The 16985-nt window shown below is 57.9% G+C and carries 17 protein-coding genes; 10 read left to right on the top strand and 7 right to left on the bottom strand.

Translation table 11 applies throughout. From position 1 onward, the window contains the following. Positions 1-49: 49 nt before the first annotated feature. Positions 50-556, top strand: a complete 507-nt coding sequence (gene msrA, locus AC07YV_RS13750) for a peptide-methionine (S)-S-oxide reductase MsrA (protein WP_007973026.1) — start codon at positions 50-52, stop codon at positions 554-556. Between the two features lie 137 nt (positions 557-693). Here the strand turns inward: msrA and AC07YV_RS13745 are convergent, their stop codons facing one another. Then, positions 694-1137, bottom strand: coding sequence for a hypothetical protein (locus AC07YV_RS13745; RefSeq protein ID WP_102699855.1), 444 nt, complete (start codon positions 1135-1137; stop codon positions 694-696). Positions 1138-1822: 685 nt separating this feature from the next. Between AC07YV_RS13745 and gabP the strand changes: the two genes are divergently transcribed. The 4 genes from gabP (at position 1823) to AC07YV_RS13725 (ending at position 5948) form a co-directional block, all read left to right on the top strand. After that, the gene (gabP, locus tag AC07YV_RS13740) at positions 1823-3223 is read left to right on the top strand and encodes a GABA permease (protein WP_102699854.1); all 1401 of its coding nucleotides are present in this window, start codon (positions 1823-1825) and stop codon (positions 3221-3223) included. Between the two features lie 101 nt (positions 3224-3324). After that, entirely contained in the window at positions 3325-4446 is a 1122-nt protein-coding gene (gbdR, locus tag AC07YV_RS13735) for a choline metabolism transcriptional regulator GbdR (protein WP_102699925.1), read from the top strand. 161 nt (positions 4447-4607) lie between these two features. Continuing rightward, positions 4608-4985 carry a c-type cytochrome gene (locus AC07YV_RS13730; protein ID WP_102699853.1) on the top strand — a complete coding sequence of 126 codons (378 nt, stop codon included), beginning with the start codon at positions 4608-4610 and terminating at the stop codon, positions 4983-4985. Between the two features lie 393 nt (positions 4986-5378). Further along, positions 5379-5948, top strand: coding sequence for a hypothetical protein (locus AC07YV_RS13725; protein ID WP_102699852.1), 570 nt, complete (start codon positions 5379-5381; stop codon positions 5946-5948). Positions 5949-6126: 178 nt separating this feature from the next. On the opposite strand, the gene AC07YV_RS13720 is transcribed toward AC07YV_RS13725, so the two are convergent. After that, complete coding sequence (locus AC07YV_RS13720; protein ID WP_102699924.1) at positions 6127-6864, bottom strand: tetratricopeptide repeat protein; 738 nt, start codon at positions 6862-6864, stop codon at positions 6127-6129. 474 nt (positions 6865-7338) lie between these two features. Between AC07YV_RS13720 and AC07YV_RS13715 the strand changes: the two genes are divergently transcribed. After that, the gene (locus AC07YV_RS13715) at positions 7339-7752 is read left to right on the top strand and encodes a hypothetical protein (protein ID WP_256357928.1); all 414 of its coding nucleotides are present in this window, start codon (positions 7339-7341) and stop codon (positions 7750-7752) included. 67 nt (positions 7753-7819) lie between these two features. Here the strand turns inward: AC07YV_RS13715 and AC07YV_RS13710 are convergent, their stop codons facing one another. The 3 genes from AC07YV_RS13710 to AC07YV_RS13700 form a co-directional block, all read right to left on the bottom strand. Then, positions 7820-8920, bottom strand: coding sequence for a polyamine ABC transporter substrate-binding protein (locus tag AC07YV_RS13710; protein WP_102699851.1), 1101 nt, complete (start codon positions 8918-8920; stop codon positions 7820-7822). Positions 8921-9048: 128 nt separating this feature from the next. Then, positions 9049-9864: a carbon-nitrogen hydrolase family protein gene (locus AC07YV_RS13705; protein WP_102699850.1), complete on the bottom strand. Its 816-nt coding sequence runs from the start codon at positions 9862-9864 to the stop codon at positions 9049-9051. A 307-nt stretch (positions 9865-10171) separates the two neighbouring features. Continuing rightward, positions 10172-11128, bottom strand: coding sequence for an AraC family transcriptional regulator (locus AC07YV_RS13700; RefSeq protein ID WP_102699849.1), 957 nt, complete (start codon positions 11126-11128; stop codon positions 10172-10174). Between the two features lie 199 nt (positions 11129-11327). Here AC07YV_RS13700 and AC07YV_RS13695 point away from each other — a divergent pair, with 199 nt between their 5' ends. From AC07YV_RS13695 to AC07YV_RS13680, 4 genes are all read left to right on the top strand, one after another. Further along, entirely contained in the window at positions 11328-12281 is a 954-nt protein-coding gene (locus tag AC07YV_RS13695; protein WP_102699848.1) for a diiron oxygenase, read from the top strand. An 81-nt stretch (positions 12282-12362) separates the two neighbouring features. Continuing rightward, entirely contained in the window at positions 12363-12797 is a 435-nt protein-coding gene (locus AC07YV_RS13690) for an MAPEG family protein (protein WP_102699922.1), read from the top strand. Positions 12798-12884: 87 nt separating this feature from the next. Beyond that, a complete protein-coding gene (locus tag AC07YV_RS13685; RefSeq protein ID WP_102699847.1) occupies positions 12885-13517 on the top strand; it encodes a dihydrofolate reductase family protein in 633 nt (210 codons plus the stop codon). 75 nt (positions 13518-13592) lie between these two features. Further along, positions 13593-14390 carry a glycosyltransferase family 2 protein gene (locus AC07YV_RS13680; protein WP_102699846.1) on the top strand — a complete coding sequence of 266 codons (798 nt, stop codon included), beginning with the start codon at positions 13593-13595 and terminating at the stop codon, positions 14388-14390. A gap of 267 nt (positions 14391-14657) precedes the next feature. Here the strand turns inward: AC07YV_RS13680 and sorB are convergent, their stop codons facing one another. Both sorB and sorA read right to left on the bottom strand, forming a co-directional pair. Then, positions 14658-15293 carry a SorB family sulfite dehydrogenase c-type cytochrome subunit gene (gene sorB, locus AC07YV_RS13675; protein ID WP_102699845.1) on the bottom strand — a complete coding sequence of 212 codons (636 nt, stop codon included), beginning with the start codon at positions 15291-15293 and terminating at the stop codon, positions 14658-14660. A gap of 10 nt (positions 15294-15303) precedes the next feature. Beyond that, complete coding sequence (sorA, locus tag AC07YV_RS13670; RefSeq protein WP_102699844.1) at positions 15304-16545, bottom strand: SorA family sulfite dehydrogenase catalytic subunit; 1242 nt, start codon at positions 16543-16545, stop codon at positions 15304-15306. Positions 16546-16985: the final 440 nt, after the last annotated feature.

The following is a 16985-nucleotide window of genomic DNA, read 5'->3' as shown; positions in this document are numbered from 1 at the left end:
CCCTCATAACAGTGGCTATACACAACGTCCCCGAGAGGAAGGACAGACCATGACCAGACAAACCGAAACTGCCATTCTCGCCGGCGGCTGCTTCTGGGGCATGCAGGATCTGCTGCGGCGCTATCCCGGTGTGCTGCACACGCGGGTCGGTTATACCGGCGGCGATGTGCCGAATGCCACCTATCGCAACCATGGCAACCACGCCGAAGCCATCGAGATCGTCTTCGACCCTGCCGTGATCAGCTACCGGCAGATCCTTGAGTTCTTCTTCCAGATACACGACCCCAGCACGCCCAACCGTCAGGGTAATGACCAGGGCCCCAGCTATCGTTCGGCGATCTACTACCTCAATGAACAGCAACGCGATATTGCCGAGGACACCGCTGCCGATGTCGATGCTTCACACCTTTGGCCAGGCCGAGTAGTCACCGAAATAGAACCGGCAGGGCCTTTTTGGGAAGCGGAACCAGAGCACCAGGATTACCTCGAACGCATACCGAATGGCTACACATGCCACTTCATCCGCCCGAACTGGAAACTCCCCAAGCGCGCCTGAAAGTCGAGTTCATGAGGCGCAGAGGAGACTGACTCTGACCGCTGGCTGCCTTTCGCGAAGGGCAGCCCTGGATTGATGGATGTCCCCTGGTGACCGGCAGAAAACGGCCGATAGGGGACACTCATCAAAACACCCAATCAGTCCACTTCGGACGCACACTGCGCACGCAAACCAAGATCATTGATGCCATTGCAATCGCTGCTGCGGCCGCTCTGCCTGGCACGGCAATAGGCTCGCTGGTTGAGATCATTGATGCTATAGCAAGAACCACCTCCCACCTCTGCGCTGCACTGCGCACGCAAACCAAGATCATTGATGCCGTTGCAATCGCTGCTGCGGCCGCTCTGCCTGGCACTGCAATAGGCTCGCTGGTTGAGATCATTGATGCTATAGCAAGAACCATCTCCTACCTGTGCACTGCACTGCGCACGCAAACCAAGATCATTGATGCTGTTGCAATCGCTGCCCCGGCCGCTCTGCTTGGCACTGCAATAGGCTCGCTGGTCAAGATCATTGATGCTGTTGCAACCGGCAAACGCGTAACCGCTGAACATCAACAACATCGCAAGAATCAGTTTCATTTCACACTTCCTTGGGCTTGCCAGGAAACAGCCTGGCGCTGGGTGATCCTGTTTCAATAAACATCGCTACACGCCATCAAATTGACATCATTTAAAGAAAAAGTTCCGGAAGCGGATTGAGGGTTTTTGCAGATCAGCAGAACGTCGTCCTGATTTCACAATCACTCGATTACGACATGCCATGGAAATACTGATTGATATCCTGTTTAGCGGGTTTTGCTACTGAGTCCCCCTCCCCTATTAAAAGGTTCTTCACGCAATCCCGGGGGAAAACAGGGGAACGCGTGCACCACCAACAAAATCCGCCAGCCCGCCATCGCCAGCAAGCCGGCTCCTGCCGTTATCGGTGCTCCCCGGAATTACGTGAACAACCTATTAAAAGCACTCTCAATGAACCGAGCTGATTACCCTTGGCCGCGTAGTGACTCATTGGTTTTCATCGCGAACACAATGTCTTCCTGTGTCGATATCAGACACGGATGTGGCGTGATCAGGTAACTGAATCATCGGACAAGCCGGGTAAGGTGGCGCACCTTTTCATCGAAACGACCACGTCACGATGATGGGCTTGATAAGAACTGCAGCGTTTGAAGGGTGCTTCTTTCAGGAAGCCCGGCAGGCAGCAATGATGATCTGTTGCCCTATCCATCCGCTTAAATGTCGATCGGCAGAGAATAAAAAACCAATGATTAGCCCGAGCTCCAAGGATTCGAGTGGCCAATTGGCGCAGGGCTTCAAGCCTCGTCACGTAACAATGCTGTCAATCGCCGGTATTATCGGCGCCGGTTTGTTCGTTGGCTCAGGACACGCCATTGCGGCGGCTGGCCCGGCGGTACTGCTGGCCTATCTATTCTCTGGCCTGCTCGTCGTTCTGGTCATGCGCATGCTCGGTGAAATGGCGGTGGCCAACCCGGACACCGGCTCCTTCTCCACCTATGCCGACCAGGCAATCGGCCGTTGGGCTGGCTTCACCGTCGGTTGGCTCTACTGGTGGTTCTGGGTGCTGGTGATCCCTATCGAAGCGCTGGCCGCCGGGCATGTATTGAACCAGTGGTTTCCCCAGATCGATGCCTGGCTGTTCGCCCTGGTGTCGATCATTGCACTGGTGGTGACCAACCTGTTCAGCGTGTCCAAGTACGGCGAATTCGAGTTCTGGTTCGCCATGGCCAAGGTGGTGGCGATCATCGGTTTCATCGGCGTGGGTTTTGCCGTGTTGATGGGCTGGGTTCCCGATCGGGAAGTCAGCGGATTGAGCGGCCTGATGGCCGAGCACGGCGGGTTTGCTCCAAACGGGCTGTCGGCGGTAGTCGGCGCCTTCATCACCATCATGTTCAGTTTCATCGGTACCGAGGCGGTCACCATTGCCGCCGCCGAGTCCGACAATCCCTCGCAGAACATTGCCAAGGCCACCCGTTCGGTGATCTGGCGCATCGGGGTGTTTTACCTGCTGTCGATTTTCGTGGTCATCTCCGTGGTGCCCTGGAATGACCCGCTGTTGGCTTCGGTAGGCTCCTACCAGCGGGCGCTGGAAATCATGAACATTCCCCACGCCAAGTTCATGGTGGACGTGGTGGTGCTGATCGCCGTGGCCAGTTGCATGAACTCCTCGATCTACATTGCCTCGCGTATGCTTTATTCGCTGGGCCGTCGCGGCGATGCACCGAAGGCACTGAAAGCGACTTCCTCCGAAGGCGTGCCGCGGGCAGCAGTCATCGCCAGCACCGTGTTGGGCGCGGCGATCACCGTGTGGAGCTACTTCATGCCCGCCGGGTTGTTCGAGTTCCTGCTGGCCAGTTCCGGCGCGATTGCCCTGGTGGTGTACCTGGCCATTGCAGTGTCGCAGCTGCGCATGCGCCGGATGTTGCGTCGGCAGAACGTCGAGCTGACCTTTCGCATGTGGCTGTTTCCATGGCTCACCTGGTTGGTGATCCTGTTCATCTGCGCGGCGCTGGCGGTGATGATGGCCTCCCCTGATCACCGTACCGAAGTGAGCACGACCATTGGCCTGGCGCTGGCAATTTCCTTTATCGGCCTGGTGACATCGCGTCACCCTGCGCAGGCTGCGAGGGTGACATCGGCGGGATAAAACCAGCGAGGTAGTTGCGCCCAACCTGATACCCCCTTCGCCAGGACAGGGGGTATTACCCCGCTCCTGTGTCTCAGGCCGTCATCGCTTTTTGTGAGGACATGACCACGATGTCATCGAACTCCACCGTGTCCGACGGTACGACTCAATCCGTCGGTTTTCTGCTGCTGGACAAATTCACACTCATTTCCCTGGCGTCGGCAGTAGAACCTCTGCGCATGGCCAATCAGTTGTCGGGGCGAGAGTTATATCGCTGGCATACGTTCAGCCCCGGTGGAGAGCCTGTCTGGGCCAGTGACGGCGTGCAGATCACCCCGGATGCTTCGTGGAAAAATCCATTGGTGGCGGACACTGTAATCGTGTGCGGCGGTATTGGAATCCAGAGCGTGATTACCCGCGAGCACATAACCTGGCTGCAAGCCCTGGCGCGTCAATCCAGACGCTTGGGAGGCGTGTGCACCGGTAGCTGGGCGCTCGCAAAAGCCGGGCTGCTCGACGGCTACGAGTGCAGCGTGCATTGGGAATTTCTGGCGGCCATGCAGGAAGCTTTCCCGCGAGTCAGCATCAGCGCGAGCCTGTTCACCCTCGACCGAAACCGCTTCACGAGTTCCGGCGGAACGGCTCCTATGGACATGATGTTGCACCTGATCGGTCGCGATCATGGTCGTGAATTATCCGCAGCCATCTCCGAGATGTTTGTTTACGAGCGCATACGCAACGAACAGGACCATCAGCGCGTTCCACTCAGGCATGTGCTCGGAACTCATCAGCCCAAGCTGCAGGAAATCGTCGCGTTGATGGAGGCCAATCTCGAGGAACCGATCGACCTGGATAACCTTGCTGAATACGTTGACCTGTCACGTCGACAGCTGGAGCGGCTATTTCAGAAATACCTGCACTGTACGCCGTCACGCTACTACATGAGGTTACGTCTTGTTCGAGCGCGACAACTGCTCAAGCAAACATCATTGTCGATCATTGAGTTGGCGTATGTATGCGGTTTCGTGTCGACACCCCACTTTTCCAAATGCTATCGCGAGTACTTTGGTGTTCCACCCAGTGAGGAGCGTTCCGGCCCTGAAACGAGTCGCAAACTGGCAACGCTTGCGACGACGCAGCCGTCATTGACCAAACCGCTGACAGCGCTCGACCAGGCGCGAAACGAATCGACCTTTGCCAGTGTTCGAATGATGGATCTTTCCGGTTTGGCGGAGTCGTGCTGATCGGCCGCCCCAGTCGCATCCGAGTTTACTCAATAGGTTCACGCAGGAGATTCAACGGGCATCAGAAATGACTGTATGTGTGCCGACACGATGGCTGATATCTTTCCCGCGCACCTGATCGCGTCCAATCGACGCTGATCCCATCAAGGAAGATGAAAACAATGAAAATATTATTCATCGCTACGCTAGGAATTTTATCGCTAGTTCAAACATCACTTTCCTTCGCGGATAATGTTAACGGGAAAAACCTCTATTCACAGAGATGTATCATGTGCCACGGAACAGATCTCAAAGGAACAGGACCACTGGCTAATAAAAGCAACCCTCCTACGCCTGACCTTACAACCCCCGCTTTCAAAAAACGATTAAATGATTATCCGGGCGTTATTGTGTCATCGATAATACTTCGTCCAAATGGAGACTTGATCCCACGAACTTTGCAAGAGAATGGTGTAAAGCTATCACCATACTCCTGGAGGATTAAGGACCTGCGCGATATAAATCAATACATGAGTGGTGTTATTTCAAAAAATCGATGATGTTGAGATGAGAGGTGGGCGCAGAAACTCAAGAGTCATTTCAAATTTGAGGGCTTGTGGGGCAATGCCAGTGAGCCCATCGACCTCTTGCGGTCACATCGCTGATGACCAATCCCTGATTAATACAAGTTCGGGCGGATCTTCGCATCCGTCAGCAATCGGCTGCGGTCGTGACAGATAAATAACGGCCAGGAGCGGCCTTTCTCGGTTAGAACCGAACACCTGAACCTGCAGATGCCCGAATGGATCCAATCGGCATGTACTGGCAAGCACCAAAAATGCTGACTAGAGGGTTTTGAAACTTGTTGTTACAAGCAGGAATACGTATCATTAATATTCAAATTCAGGACGCAGGGAGTGCATTGTCCATACAATAAGAAGGTCAAAAAAATAATGCTGAAAATGCTCCTCGTGTACGTTCATCTGCTCGCCAGCTGTATTGCCCTCGGCAGGGTATTGCTAGCCGATCACAAGCTTTGGAATTGGCGCAAGGAAGCGCTGGATCAGGCGAAGCTTGAGTATCTGGAAGAAACCAGGAAAATCGCCACCCTCGCGTTACTGGCCCTTTGGGGCAGTGGTCTGCTGTTGGTGCTTCAGGGGTATCTCCTCGAGGGCACTGCGTATTTGCTCAACCAGAAGCTCTGGGCCAAAGTGGCGGTTGTCGCGCTGCTGACCCTGAACGGCGGTCTGTTGCATCGTGTCGGCTTCCCGCTGTTGCAAAAAGCCCCCTTCGTCTTGTTACCGGGTTCCGACCGCGGTCGCCTTGCACTCTTGGGGGCGTTCTCCATGAGTGGCTGGCTGTTCGCCGCTTTCCTGGGGGTGGCTCGAGCCTGGAATCATGTCATGCCATGCTTGCATGTGATGGGGGTTTTCACGGCATTCGCCTTGCTGGCTTGTGCCGTGGCGCTTGTGGTCGCCAGCACGGCGGGCACGATGCGTGGTGAGGAGCCTACGGTTTCATAGTGGGTGTAGCACAAACTCAAGCGTGGATAGCATGACACCTCCTTCGGCACAGGAGTCCACTCAGGCATCCACGCTTGAAGTGGTGGTTTCGTCCGTTCCAGGCCACTGGAATCGCTGGCAGACACAATGGCTCCAAAGAAGCCCTTCGTGACAGGCAGCAGTCGGCAAAAAAAGAGGCTCACCCGCGTACCAGGTAGGCCCCTGAGGGAACCCGATATCGCAGCTTCTTGCATTTGCCGGGTTTAGGCTGATGCCCCGGCGGACGATCAGGAAACCAGATTCGGCATTTGCCCGGAGGCGGCATATGACCGCGGGGAATCTCGACCTCGGCGTACGCCCGCCCTGGCCCGATATTAGCCATTTGCAATTGCCCCTCGGCCCCTACTCTGCCCGCCGTCGGTACATCCGAAACCCGATTTGCCTCTGTGCCAGTGAAGTTGCCGGCGTCAACAGCCGCCACTTTCGCTTCGCGGCGTCTTTGGGTCTCCTCCTCCAACCCCTTCTGTACCGCAACCACGTCCTCCTTGGCATTGGGTGGAGTACCCGAAGATTGGGCTTGCTGCGCCGCCTGGATCAACTGGAAGTTGCGGTTGCGCAACTGGACGTTGTTACCCACCCGCATGTTCGAGCGCGCCGCCAAGGTCTCAGCCTGTTGGTACTGCCCCTGCTGAAGTCGCAAAACACCGAGGTAATGCAGCGTCGCGGGATTGTTCGGCTGGATATGCAGGGCACGCTCAAGCGTGGCGGCGGCCTGGTCCAGTTGGCCGTTTTCATACTGCCGCGAGGCTGTTTCGATCAGGGTGGTTGATGCGCTGTTGCTCTGCGCGGGCGCTCTTCGCTCGGCAGCGACAGAGCAAAACGACGCGACAGCGCAGAACACCAGGAGGAGGACCGGCAGAGAACTCTTGTTTGGCATCAGGGGGCGGACTCGACTGAACTCGGACGGCACTGCCGATACAGGGCCGCTATAGACCCGGCCAATACCCTGAAGTTCCTGCTGCAAGGGCCGTCGCAACCGGTACTTTTTTTGGTACTTCACGGAATCCCGGGGGAACACAGATTACGAAATATCTGTAGGAGCTGCCGAAGGCTCGGGCCGCGTTCGGACGATCTTTTGATCTTGCTTTTGCGATCTGGAGATTGCTGAAGGTCAAGATCAAAAAGATCGCACCCTTCGGTAGCTCCTACAGTTTCCCGGAATTATGTGATGAACCTTTTTTACCACCCCACGACCGAGACCGTTGGCTATTTAAGCACCGGCCCTCTAGAACTTTTCCCTATTTACCGGTCTATGTGGATAGGCACATCCGCTCGGTAATCACGCCCCCCGCAGGCTACCCGCCGCCAGATGGCCACACGTCCGATTGTCCATCAGAGGTTGTCTTCGCTCATGAAATTCCATGTCCCACGGATGGTGCTGTTCGGCCTGTTCGCGTTCGCGGCAGTGGGCTCGGCATCCGCCACACAGATGAAGGACTCAACCCCTGCTTTTGCAACTCAAGCCCCAGCCATCCAGACGCCCGTCCAGGCCGCCGGCAACCCTTGGCCGACCTTGGCCAGCATGGCCGGCAAGCAGCCAGGGCCGCTGCTTGCCCATGACGACCGATACTGGCATGACGGCCGTTGGCACGATCGTAGAGACGATTGGCGCCGAGACGACTGGCGCAGGGATCAGTGGCGTAGAGACCAGTGGCGTAGAGAGCAAGCCCGCCGAGAAGCTGAGCGCCGTCGTGATTGGGAGCGCCACCACGATCGGGCCATGCGGTACCGTTACGAGGACGATCGCCGTTACTATCGTCGCTAGTGCGAAGCCCCGGAACAATCCGGGGCGGTGCGAACAATAGCCCCTGATCGTCCTTGCTCAGATACCCTCAACTGCCAGTCCTGATCTTGCTCCAGAGACGGGTACGCACGCGCTCCATTTTCAGCGAGATCGGCTCCAGCGGGAACAGAGTATCCAAAACCTGCTTCGACGGATAAACGTCAGGATTATTGCGAATATTCTCCTCGACCAGCGCGGTGGCGTCCTTGTTGGCATTCGGATATGCCAAGTAGTTGGAGGACTTGGCGATGACCTCAGGGCGTAGCATGTAATTGATGAAGGCCATTCCTTCCGCTGGATTCGGGGAGTCGTTAAGCAGCACAAGGTTTTCCACCCAAACCGGTGCACCTTCGCGAGGAATGCTATAGATGATATTGCGTCCGTTACCAGCAAGTCTGGAACTCTCTTGTGCCCCGAAAACTCCGCCAGCCCAGCCGAGCACAACACAGATGTCGCCATTGGCCAAGTCAGCGCTGAATTTGGATGAGTCGAAGTAACGGATGTAAGGGCGCAGCTTCAGCAACAGCGCCTCAGCTTTGCGGAAGTCCTCAGGATTCTGACTGTTATAGGGCAGCCCAAGGTAATGCATTACTATCGGAAAAATCTCGCCCGGTGCGTCCAGCATGGCCACGCCGCATTGGCTTAACTTGGCGAGGTTCTCTTCCTTTAAAATCAGGTCCCATGAATTGACCGGAGCATCCGGACCAAGGATCGACTTGACCTTGTCCGCATCATAACCAATCCCGGTGGTCGCCCACATATACGGAATTGCGTATCGATTACCGGGATCGTTAGCTTGTAACTTGGCAAGGATATCCGGGTTGAGATGGTGATAATTGGACAATTGCGCGCGGTCTATTTCCTTGAGGACACCGGCCTTTATCAGGTTTGGCAACAGCCCATCGGTAGCAATCACCACGTCATAGCCGCTACGACCGGCCATGACTTTACTTTGCATGACATCGGCGTTGTCGAACGAGTCATACGTCGCTTTGATGCCGGTTTCCTTGTGAAAATCTTTCGTCGCATCCGGTGCGATAAAGTCGTACCAGCTGTAGATATTCATCTGGGGCTCAGCAGCCTCAGTGCAGAGGATGCTTGTACTCAACAGTGAGGCAAGGACTAGCTGTAAACCGACTTTCGGGTTCATCTGGAGACTCCGGAGCGGTAGCGCTGTTTAAAATACCAGCGCTGCGCCTGCTGATTGTTAGATTTATATGGCAGGGCCGACATCGGCAAGACCAACAACGTATTACTGGGGAAAAGAATCCGAGCGACTCAAGGAATCAGCAGCTCGCGACGACCGTCCGTATGCTCAAGTTGTACCCCTGTCAGATGCAGGCGACGGTCGTTGAGATAGTCGTAATCCCGACGGGACTCCTTGAGCTGGCCAAGGTCAAGCGTGACCACCTGTTGACACTCCTCGCGACCGGCCTCAAACATTATTTGCCCGAACGGATTGACCACCGCGCTGCCCCCCGCGAACACCAGGCCGTCGTCCCCTTCTCCCACCCGATTCACCATGACAGCAAACGCCTGGTTTTCCTGGGCGCGAGCCATGATTGCCGTGCGGTGGACCGGGCCGTAGGGATCCATGTTGCCGTTGGTGACCAGTATCAGCTCGGCGCCGAGCTGCCCGAGGGCGCGGGCGCTTTCCGGGAGTTCGATGTCGTAGCAAATCAGGATGCCTACACGTACGCCCTTCCACAGTGCCGTGACATAGCGGTCACCCGGCTGGAACAGACCACGCTCCGATGGCCACAAGTGCGTCTTGCGGTAGTGCAAGGCGATACCTTCTGGGGTCACCAGTACCGAGGTGTTGTAAAAGATACCGCCATCATTCTCCGCAATGCCGACGACGACCGAGACATTACGCTTGCGCACTAGCTGCTGGACGGCCTGCAAGGTGGGGCCATCCAAGGGTTCGGCCACACTCGCCAATTGCTCGGCATCGACAAATCCCGTCAGGTGGGTTTCCGGGAAGATCAACAGATCCGTGTCAGCCGCGCAGGTAGCGATGGCCTCCAAGGTACGCCCGAGGTTGTGAACGACATCGCCGTCACGGCCAGCCAGTTGCACCAACTCAATCTTCATCTCTGTTCCTTGCACAGTTAAGTAAGGGCCCAATCCGCCAGGGTTGGCCAGAGTATGCTGCGCGGTAGAGCGACACGTAATTACCCGCCAGGGGTAACTACAAATGAGTAGAGACGTGAAAGCGACATTGCAGGATGGGGTTGAAATCAAGTGAGCGTCCGCTGATTCAGACGGAGGATCGCTCCAATTTCTGATGGGTTCAATCGCCCTGCTGGACCCTATGTCCACACAGGGAATGGCCGCTTCTCGCTACGGGGAAACATTCTCCCCCTGGCTCGATCAGACTGCCCTCAGGCACCAGCCCTTCTCATGCCGATTGTCTGCGCCAGGTACCGGGTGATGTGCCGAACTGGCGCTTGAATGCGCGGCTGAACGCCGCTTCGGATTCGTAGCCCACTGCAAAGCCGATTTGCGCCACGTTACCGCGACCTTCGCGCAGGTGTTGAGCCGCCACGTGCATACGCCAGAGCGTCAGGTATTGCATCGGTGGCTGTCCGACCAATGCCGTGAATCGCTCCGCGAATACCGAGCGCGACATGCCCACTTCAAGCGCCAGGGCTTCCGCCGTCCAGCCCTCGGTTGGACGGGCATGGAGCAGCGCCAGTGCGCGCCCGATATGCGGATCTCGCAACCCCGCCAGCCACCCGCGTCGTTCAGGGGGGAGGTTCGCGACATACTGGCTGACGGCTTCGACGAACAGCAGTTCGGAGAGCTTGGCGATGACCGTTGTCGAGCCGACGCGCCCCGCCGCGATCTCACTGACGGCGAAACGGAAAGAGCTTTCAATCCAGGCGCCCGAAGCCGTCGCGCGGACATCCAGCTTCAACAAGGATGGCAGCGACGAAAGCAACGGACTGAACGGTGTTTCAGAGCCGAGGAATCCGCACAGTAGCTGTGTGGCCTCGCCGCCCCCGCCGCACTTGATGCGTGATATGCCGCCGACTTCCGGCGGCTGAATGACTTCGCGCGCCGACATGGGCGCAACGCTCAGATCACTGCCAAAGGTATGAACGTCATTGCGCGGCAGCAGAATGAGTTCGCCTGCCCGCACGTCGAGGGTGGCACCCTCGTCGACTCGCAACTGCATGTGCCCCGCCGCGACAAAATGCGAGGCAATGATATGTCGAGGGGCGGCCAGGAACGGTTTGCAATCGTCGGCGGAGATTCTTCCGCTCAGGCACCAGGGCGCAGTGAACTCCGCCTCGAGGAAGACCCCTCCAGACAGCCGAATCACACGCAATACATCAGATAGCGCATCCAGCAATTGCCAGCCCTCCTTTCCGGAGTCCCGAGCATGTAATCAGGCGCACTGGTCATTCGCCGCCTGAACGGCGAGGCCTAGATTAGCACCAACGCGGACTCAGTGATCGAGACGATCCCCAGACGCTTCACCGATTGTCATTGACTCCTGCGCTAACCGTAATTGGCCCCTTCCAACTCGACCACGCCAGCCGGAGATCAGTATGAACACCGCCGCTACCCTGCCCCGCCCGGACTCGGGCAACGCCGCCCGTTATGCGCAACTCGTCAGATCCTCGAAGAAAGCGGAATGGCAGATCGATCGCGACTTGCTGCAGGACCGCAGCTTCGACTTCTCGCGCAAATTCTTGCCCGACGGCTTATCGCATATCGACCGCCTGACCTTCCTCGGCGCAGACGAGGCGCGCCTGCTCAGCCAGATTCAGGGCCGAACCTATGCGTATATTTTTGGCCTGGTCGAGCGTTTTATCAGTGCCAAGATGCTCGATCAGGGTCGGGCCCATGTATTTGACGATCAACTCGCCCTCGAAGCGCTGGTGCGCTTTTCCAACGACGAGATCAAGCATCAGGAGCTGTTCCGCCGCATCGAGACGATGATGGGGACTCGATTGCCGGCGGGATATCGTCAGGTTGCCGATCCGAACGATGTGGCGCGCGCGGTGCTGGCGGCCAGCACCTGGGCGGTACTGGCGCTGACCTGTCATATCGAGCTGTTCGTTCAGACGCACTACATGCAGAGCATCGCCCCGCGCGAGGAGTTGTGCCCACTGTTCAAGGACGTCTTCAAGTTTCACTGGAAGGATGAAAGCCGCCACGTCGTACTCGATGAACTGGAGTGGGAGGCGGAGCACGCGAAACTCTCCCCGGCCGAGCGCGACCAGGCCGTGAACGATCTGATTGCGTTGGTGGCGGCCGTCGACGTGATCCTGCAGGCACAATCGGCAGCCGATACCGACTACTTCATGGGAAATGCTTCACGATCGTTCAGTGTCGATGAGACCGCGCAAATCAAGGCCTGCGTGCTGAGCGCCTACCGCTGGCAATACATTATCTCGGGCGTGCAGCATCCACACTTTGGCCGGCTGCTTACGCGAATGACAACGCCAGCGCAGATGTCCAGGGTCCAGACCGCATTGGCCCCCATCATGGGCCATTGATCGACAGGGGGCGACCGACCGCGTGTCGGTCGCGCGACAGTGGGATGACGTGCTGAAAATGATGGATTGAGGATGGCAGCCATGACGATTCCGATGTGGATGCTGCTTGGGTTTGCGACCTGGACTTTACTGCTGTTGATGGCAACCGTCGGGGTCTATCGCTGGGTCAGAATCCTGTTCTCGAATGTTCCGATCGCTTCTTTCCGGAGCGATCAGCTCGAGGGCGAGGATTGGTATCGGCGCGGGACAAGAGCACACGCCAACTGTGTGGAAAACCTGCCGGTCTTTGGCGTCATCGTGTTCGTGATTTCAGCCCTTGGTATCGACGGCCCTGCGGTGAGCTGCTTGTCCATCATCGTCCTGATCGCTCGTGTGTGTCAGTCTCTGGTTCACGTATCCCATGTGCAGACCGACAGCTTCGTGTCGGTTCGGTTTACTTTCTTTTGCCTACAATTGATCTGTTTTCTCGCACTCATTGTCATCGCCGCTGGTTACGGCGCAGGCATACTCGAATAGAGGTACGACCATCCGGCAGGGAATCTCTCGACTGATCGCAGACGCCCCTGTCCAACCTCCTTCACCAGGACGAATCAGGAGAACAACATGCGCACACTGACCGTTGCCGCGTTCGTCAGTCTGGACGGTGTCATGCAAGCGCCCGGCGGGCCCGAAGAGGATACCAGTGGCGGATTCCGCTTCGGTGGCTGGATCGTGCCCTACGCCGACCAGACAACCGGCCAGGCCGTACAGGACCTGTTCTCGCAGCCGTTCGAGTTGCTGCTGGGGCGTCGGACCTACGACATCTTCGCCGCCTATTGGCCGCACGCTTCGGCCGACTCCCCCCACCACACCATTGCCGATCTGTTCAACGGCGTCCCCAAGCACGTGGCCACCCATCGCGGCGATTCGCTGGAGTGGCACAACAGTCACGCGCTGCCGGGCAACCTGGTCGACGCGATCAGCGCGCTCAAGCGCCAGGACGGTCCTCGGCTACTGACCCAAGACAGCGGCGACCTGGTGCGCCAACTGCTTGCCACCGGCCTGGTGGACGAGTTGCGGCTGATGATTCACCCCATCCTGCTGGGACGCGGCAAGCGCTTGTTCGACGACAACGCACAGGCGGCGGCCTTCACCTTGCTGAACTCGATCAGTTCGCCCGGGGGTGTGCTGATCGCCCGCTATACCCGCAGCGGCGAGGTGCGCACAGGTACGTTCCAAGGCGGCGGGGGTCGATAACCCAGGTGAAATTAAGCTTGGGCTAAGGTTGCTTCTTTAATCTTCGAGGCTTTCAGGTAGTCGAGCATTTCGAAGATGGGCAGTGTCGATACAAGCGCCAAACCGCCGTTCAGCATCGTGCTGGTGAACTACAAAACCCTCGATCTGACCAGGATCTGCCTGGACCTTTTGCGTGAGCCTGCACGCAAAGCCGGCATCCCCGTCTGGGTGGTGGACAACGATTCGGCGGACGCCAGCGTCGAATACCTGCGCTCACTGGACTGGATCAACCTGATCGAACGCGATGCCCCCACCAAAGAACCCGGCCATATCGCCCATGGCAAGGCACTGGACATGGCGCTGGCCAAGGTCAATACCGACCATCTGTTCCTGATGCACACCGACACCTTCGTCTTCGATGCCAACATCTTTGCGCTGATGATGGAGCACTGCACCAGGGACCGAAATGTCATCGCGGTCGGCTGCACCGAACAACTCAATCGCGGGTTGCCAAGGACTGTCTGGCGCTTCACCTCACGCTTCGCAAAGCACCATTTTCGCCGCTTGAAACTGTCCCTGGGCCTGCGCTCAAGAGAACCGAAGCCCTACACCGAAACCCACCTGAAAAGCTTTTGCACGCTATGGAATTGCAGGTTGATGAAGCAGCAGGGTCTGCATTTCCAGATCGATGACCGGGTGCCCGGTTATGAACTGCAGGACCGCGCGATCGGCCTCGGCTACAAGGTGGTGTTTCTGTCCCCCGGCAAAATCTTCAAGTACCTGGACCACGTCCAGGCCGGCACCGTCGCCGCCGCGGGGGGATATGGCCGGGATCACCGGCGGACCAAAATGTACCAGGACATTCTCAAGCGCTTCAGTGCCGCCAATCCCTAGATGGATTGAACAGATCGCACTCACAGAAAAGCCCACTGACCGTCGCCGGTTCAGTGGGCTTTTTTTTGGTTCTTCACGGAATCCCGCGGAACACGGATTTCGAAATAACTGTAGGAGCTGCCGAAGGCTGCGATCTTTTGATCTTGCTTTTGCGATCTGGAGACTACTGAAGATCAAGATCAAAAGATCGCAGCCTGCGGCAGCTCCTACAGGGGAACGCGTGCTCCACCCAACTGGCGACCATTGCCAGCTACCTGGACGGCGGACTCACTGGCTCATGATGAACGTCGCCAGGCTCTTCAGGTCGTCCGGGCTCAACTGCGCGAAGGGCGGCATGGGCACATCCCCCCACTTTCCGCTGCCGCCGTGCTGAATGCTGGACATTACCCGGGCCAGCGCCTTCGGGTCATTGGCATATTTGGCCGCCACATCGTGATAGGCCGGGCCAACGACCTTATGGTCGATTGCGTGGCAGGACAGGCAAGCATTGTCCTTGAGCAAGGCCGAAGCCACTTTTGCCACCGACACCGTCGGCGGCTGCTCCACCGGCGGGTTCGAGGCCGCCTGGACATCGGCGTCGCTGGCCTTGGCACTGCCGTAGGTCGCCGCCAGGTAGGCGCCGATCACACTCACGTCCCGGTCGCTGATCGGAGCACCGTACACGTGCTGCATCTTGCCCGCTTCGGCGGTCCACTGCGCCAGGCTCATGCCGGGCGGCTGGAAGTTGATGTAGTCGGCCGAATGGCAGGTGGAGCACTTCTGCTGCGCCAATGGGTAACCAGGCAGCGAACTGGGCTTGAACACTGCCGTTTCGGGCGGCAAGGTGATCGAGAGTGGCGCGGCGTCAGCCAGGGTCATCAGGCAGACCTGGGCGGCGCACAGCAGGGAGGTCAAAAGTTTCATGCAGTCCTCCTCAGGCGACGGTCACGTGGCGGGTTTCGACGACGTGGCGGCGGTAGCCACCGGGGTTCCAGTCCGCTTGCAGCGGCTGCGTCTCACCGGCCCTGTTGCTGGCGCGCACCATCAACTGAGTGGCGCCCTTGTTGGTAAAGGTGACCGGCAGCGTCCACTCACGAAAGGAGAAACGGCCCAGGTCCTGCCCGAGGGTGGATTCGCGCCATGTAGCTCCGCCGTCGATCGACACCTCGACCTTATTGACCCCGACGCCGCCGTCGAACGCGATGCCCTTGAGCACCAGGCTCTGGTTCAGCGGCAATACATCGCCATGTTTGACGCTGGTGATGAAACTGCGCACCGGCAATCTGGAAATCGGTTGGGTTTTCGCCGCCGTGGTGCCGGGGGCAATGCACAGGCAATCGTTATCCGGAACCCGGTACCCCTTGGCCATGAAGAAACCGTCGTAGGTATGGTCGACGACTTCGATCTCACTCAGGTGCTTGACCCAGTACGTACCGAAGTAACCGGGCACCACCAGACGAATCGGGTAACCGTTGAGAAATGGCAGGTCGGTGCCATTCATCGACCAGGCGATCATCGGCTCGCCGTCCATGGCATGGCTGATGTCCAGCGCCTTGATGAACTCCGGCGTGCTCGGCAGCACCGGCTTATCGAGCCCACGGAAGGTCACTTGCATGGCGCCGGCCTTCACCCCCGCCTTTTCCAGTACCGCCTTGAGCGGCACCCCCAGCCACCGCGCATTACCCATCGAGCCATTGCCCAACTGAGCCCCGAACACCCGCGGCATCGAGAAGCCACGGCTGTTGCCCGAACACTGATTGACGGCCACCACCTCCACCGGCTCGGCAAGCGCCTTGAGTTCGGCAAGGGAAAGCGACAACGGCGTGTCGACCAAGCCCTTGATCGTCAGGCGGTAGCTGTCCGGATCGATGCTGGTCGGGAAATCGGCCAGGTGGTAACGCACGAAAAACGCGTCATTGGGCGTGATGGCCCCTTCATTGAAGACAGAAAACGGCGTCTCCAGGTGCGGCGGGCGCGTGGTCACCAGGGTCAACGGGCGTTTTTGCGGGTATTGCACCAGCGGTCGCGGGCCCGCGGCAAAGGTCACTTCTTCAGTGTTTTCCTCGGCGGCCCTGGCCAGATTTGCCACCGGCGAAGCCGCCAAAGCCAACGTGAAAGCATCGCGTAAAACCCGCCGGCGGCTCGGCTGGCGGCTGTCTATAAAACTGAACTTCATTCTGCGCTCTCTATGATTGTTTTATCGAGATGCAACTGACTACTGTGGGAGCGAGCCTGCTCGCGATGAACGTCAACGAAAACGCGCGCTGACTGACTAAACGCAGCGCAAGTTCGTCCATAGTCGGAACGCCGCCCATATTCCCACCAGGGTGGAGAGGTATCAGACTTACGGTTTCGCGTTACCCAGGTCGGTAAACAAACCAGTATCGACACAGCCAACCTGTCTGCTTCACATTGAGCGTCAGATACTTGGCAATTGATGACAGGGATTGCCGATATGTGCGGCATAGAGAGAGTGCTGTTCACTTAAGCAAATGCCTCAGACACACCTGCTTTCTGTGGCGAGGGAGCTTGCTCCCGCTGGGCTGCGCAGCGGCCCCAAAAAATGTGCCGTTTTTTATGTGAGTGCTACGCACTCAAGCGGGAGCAAGCTCCCTC

It is taken from the genome of Pseudomonas sp. GW456-E7, assembly GCF_059424105.1.
This window is presented reverse-complemented; position numbering and strand designations above follow the sequence as displayed.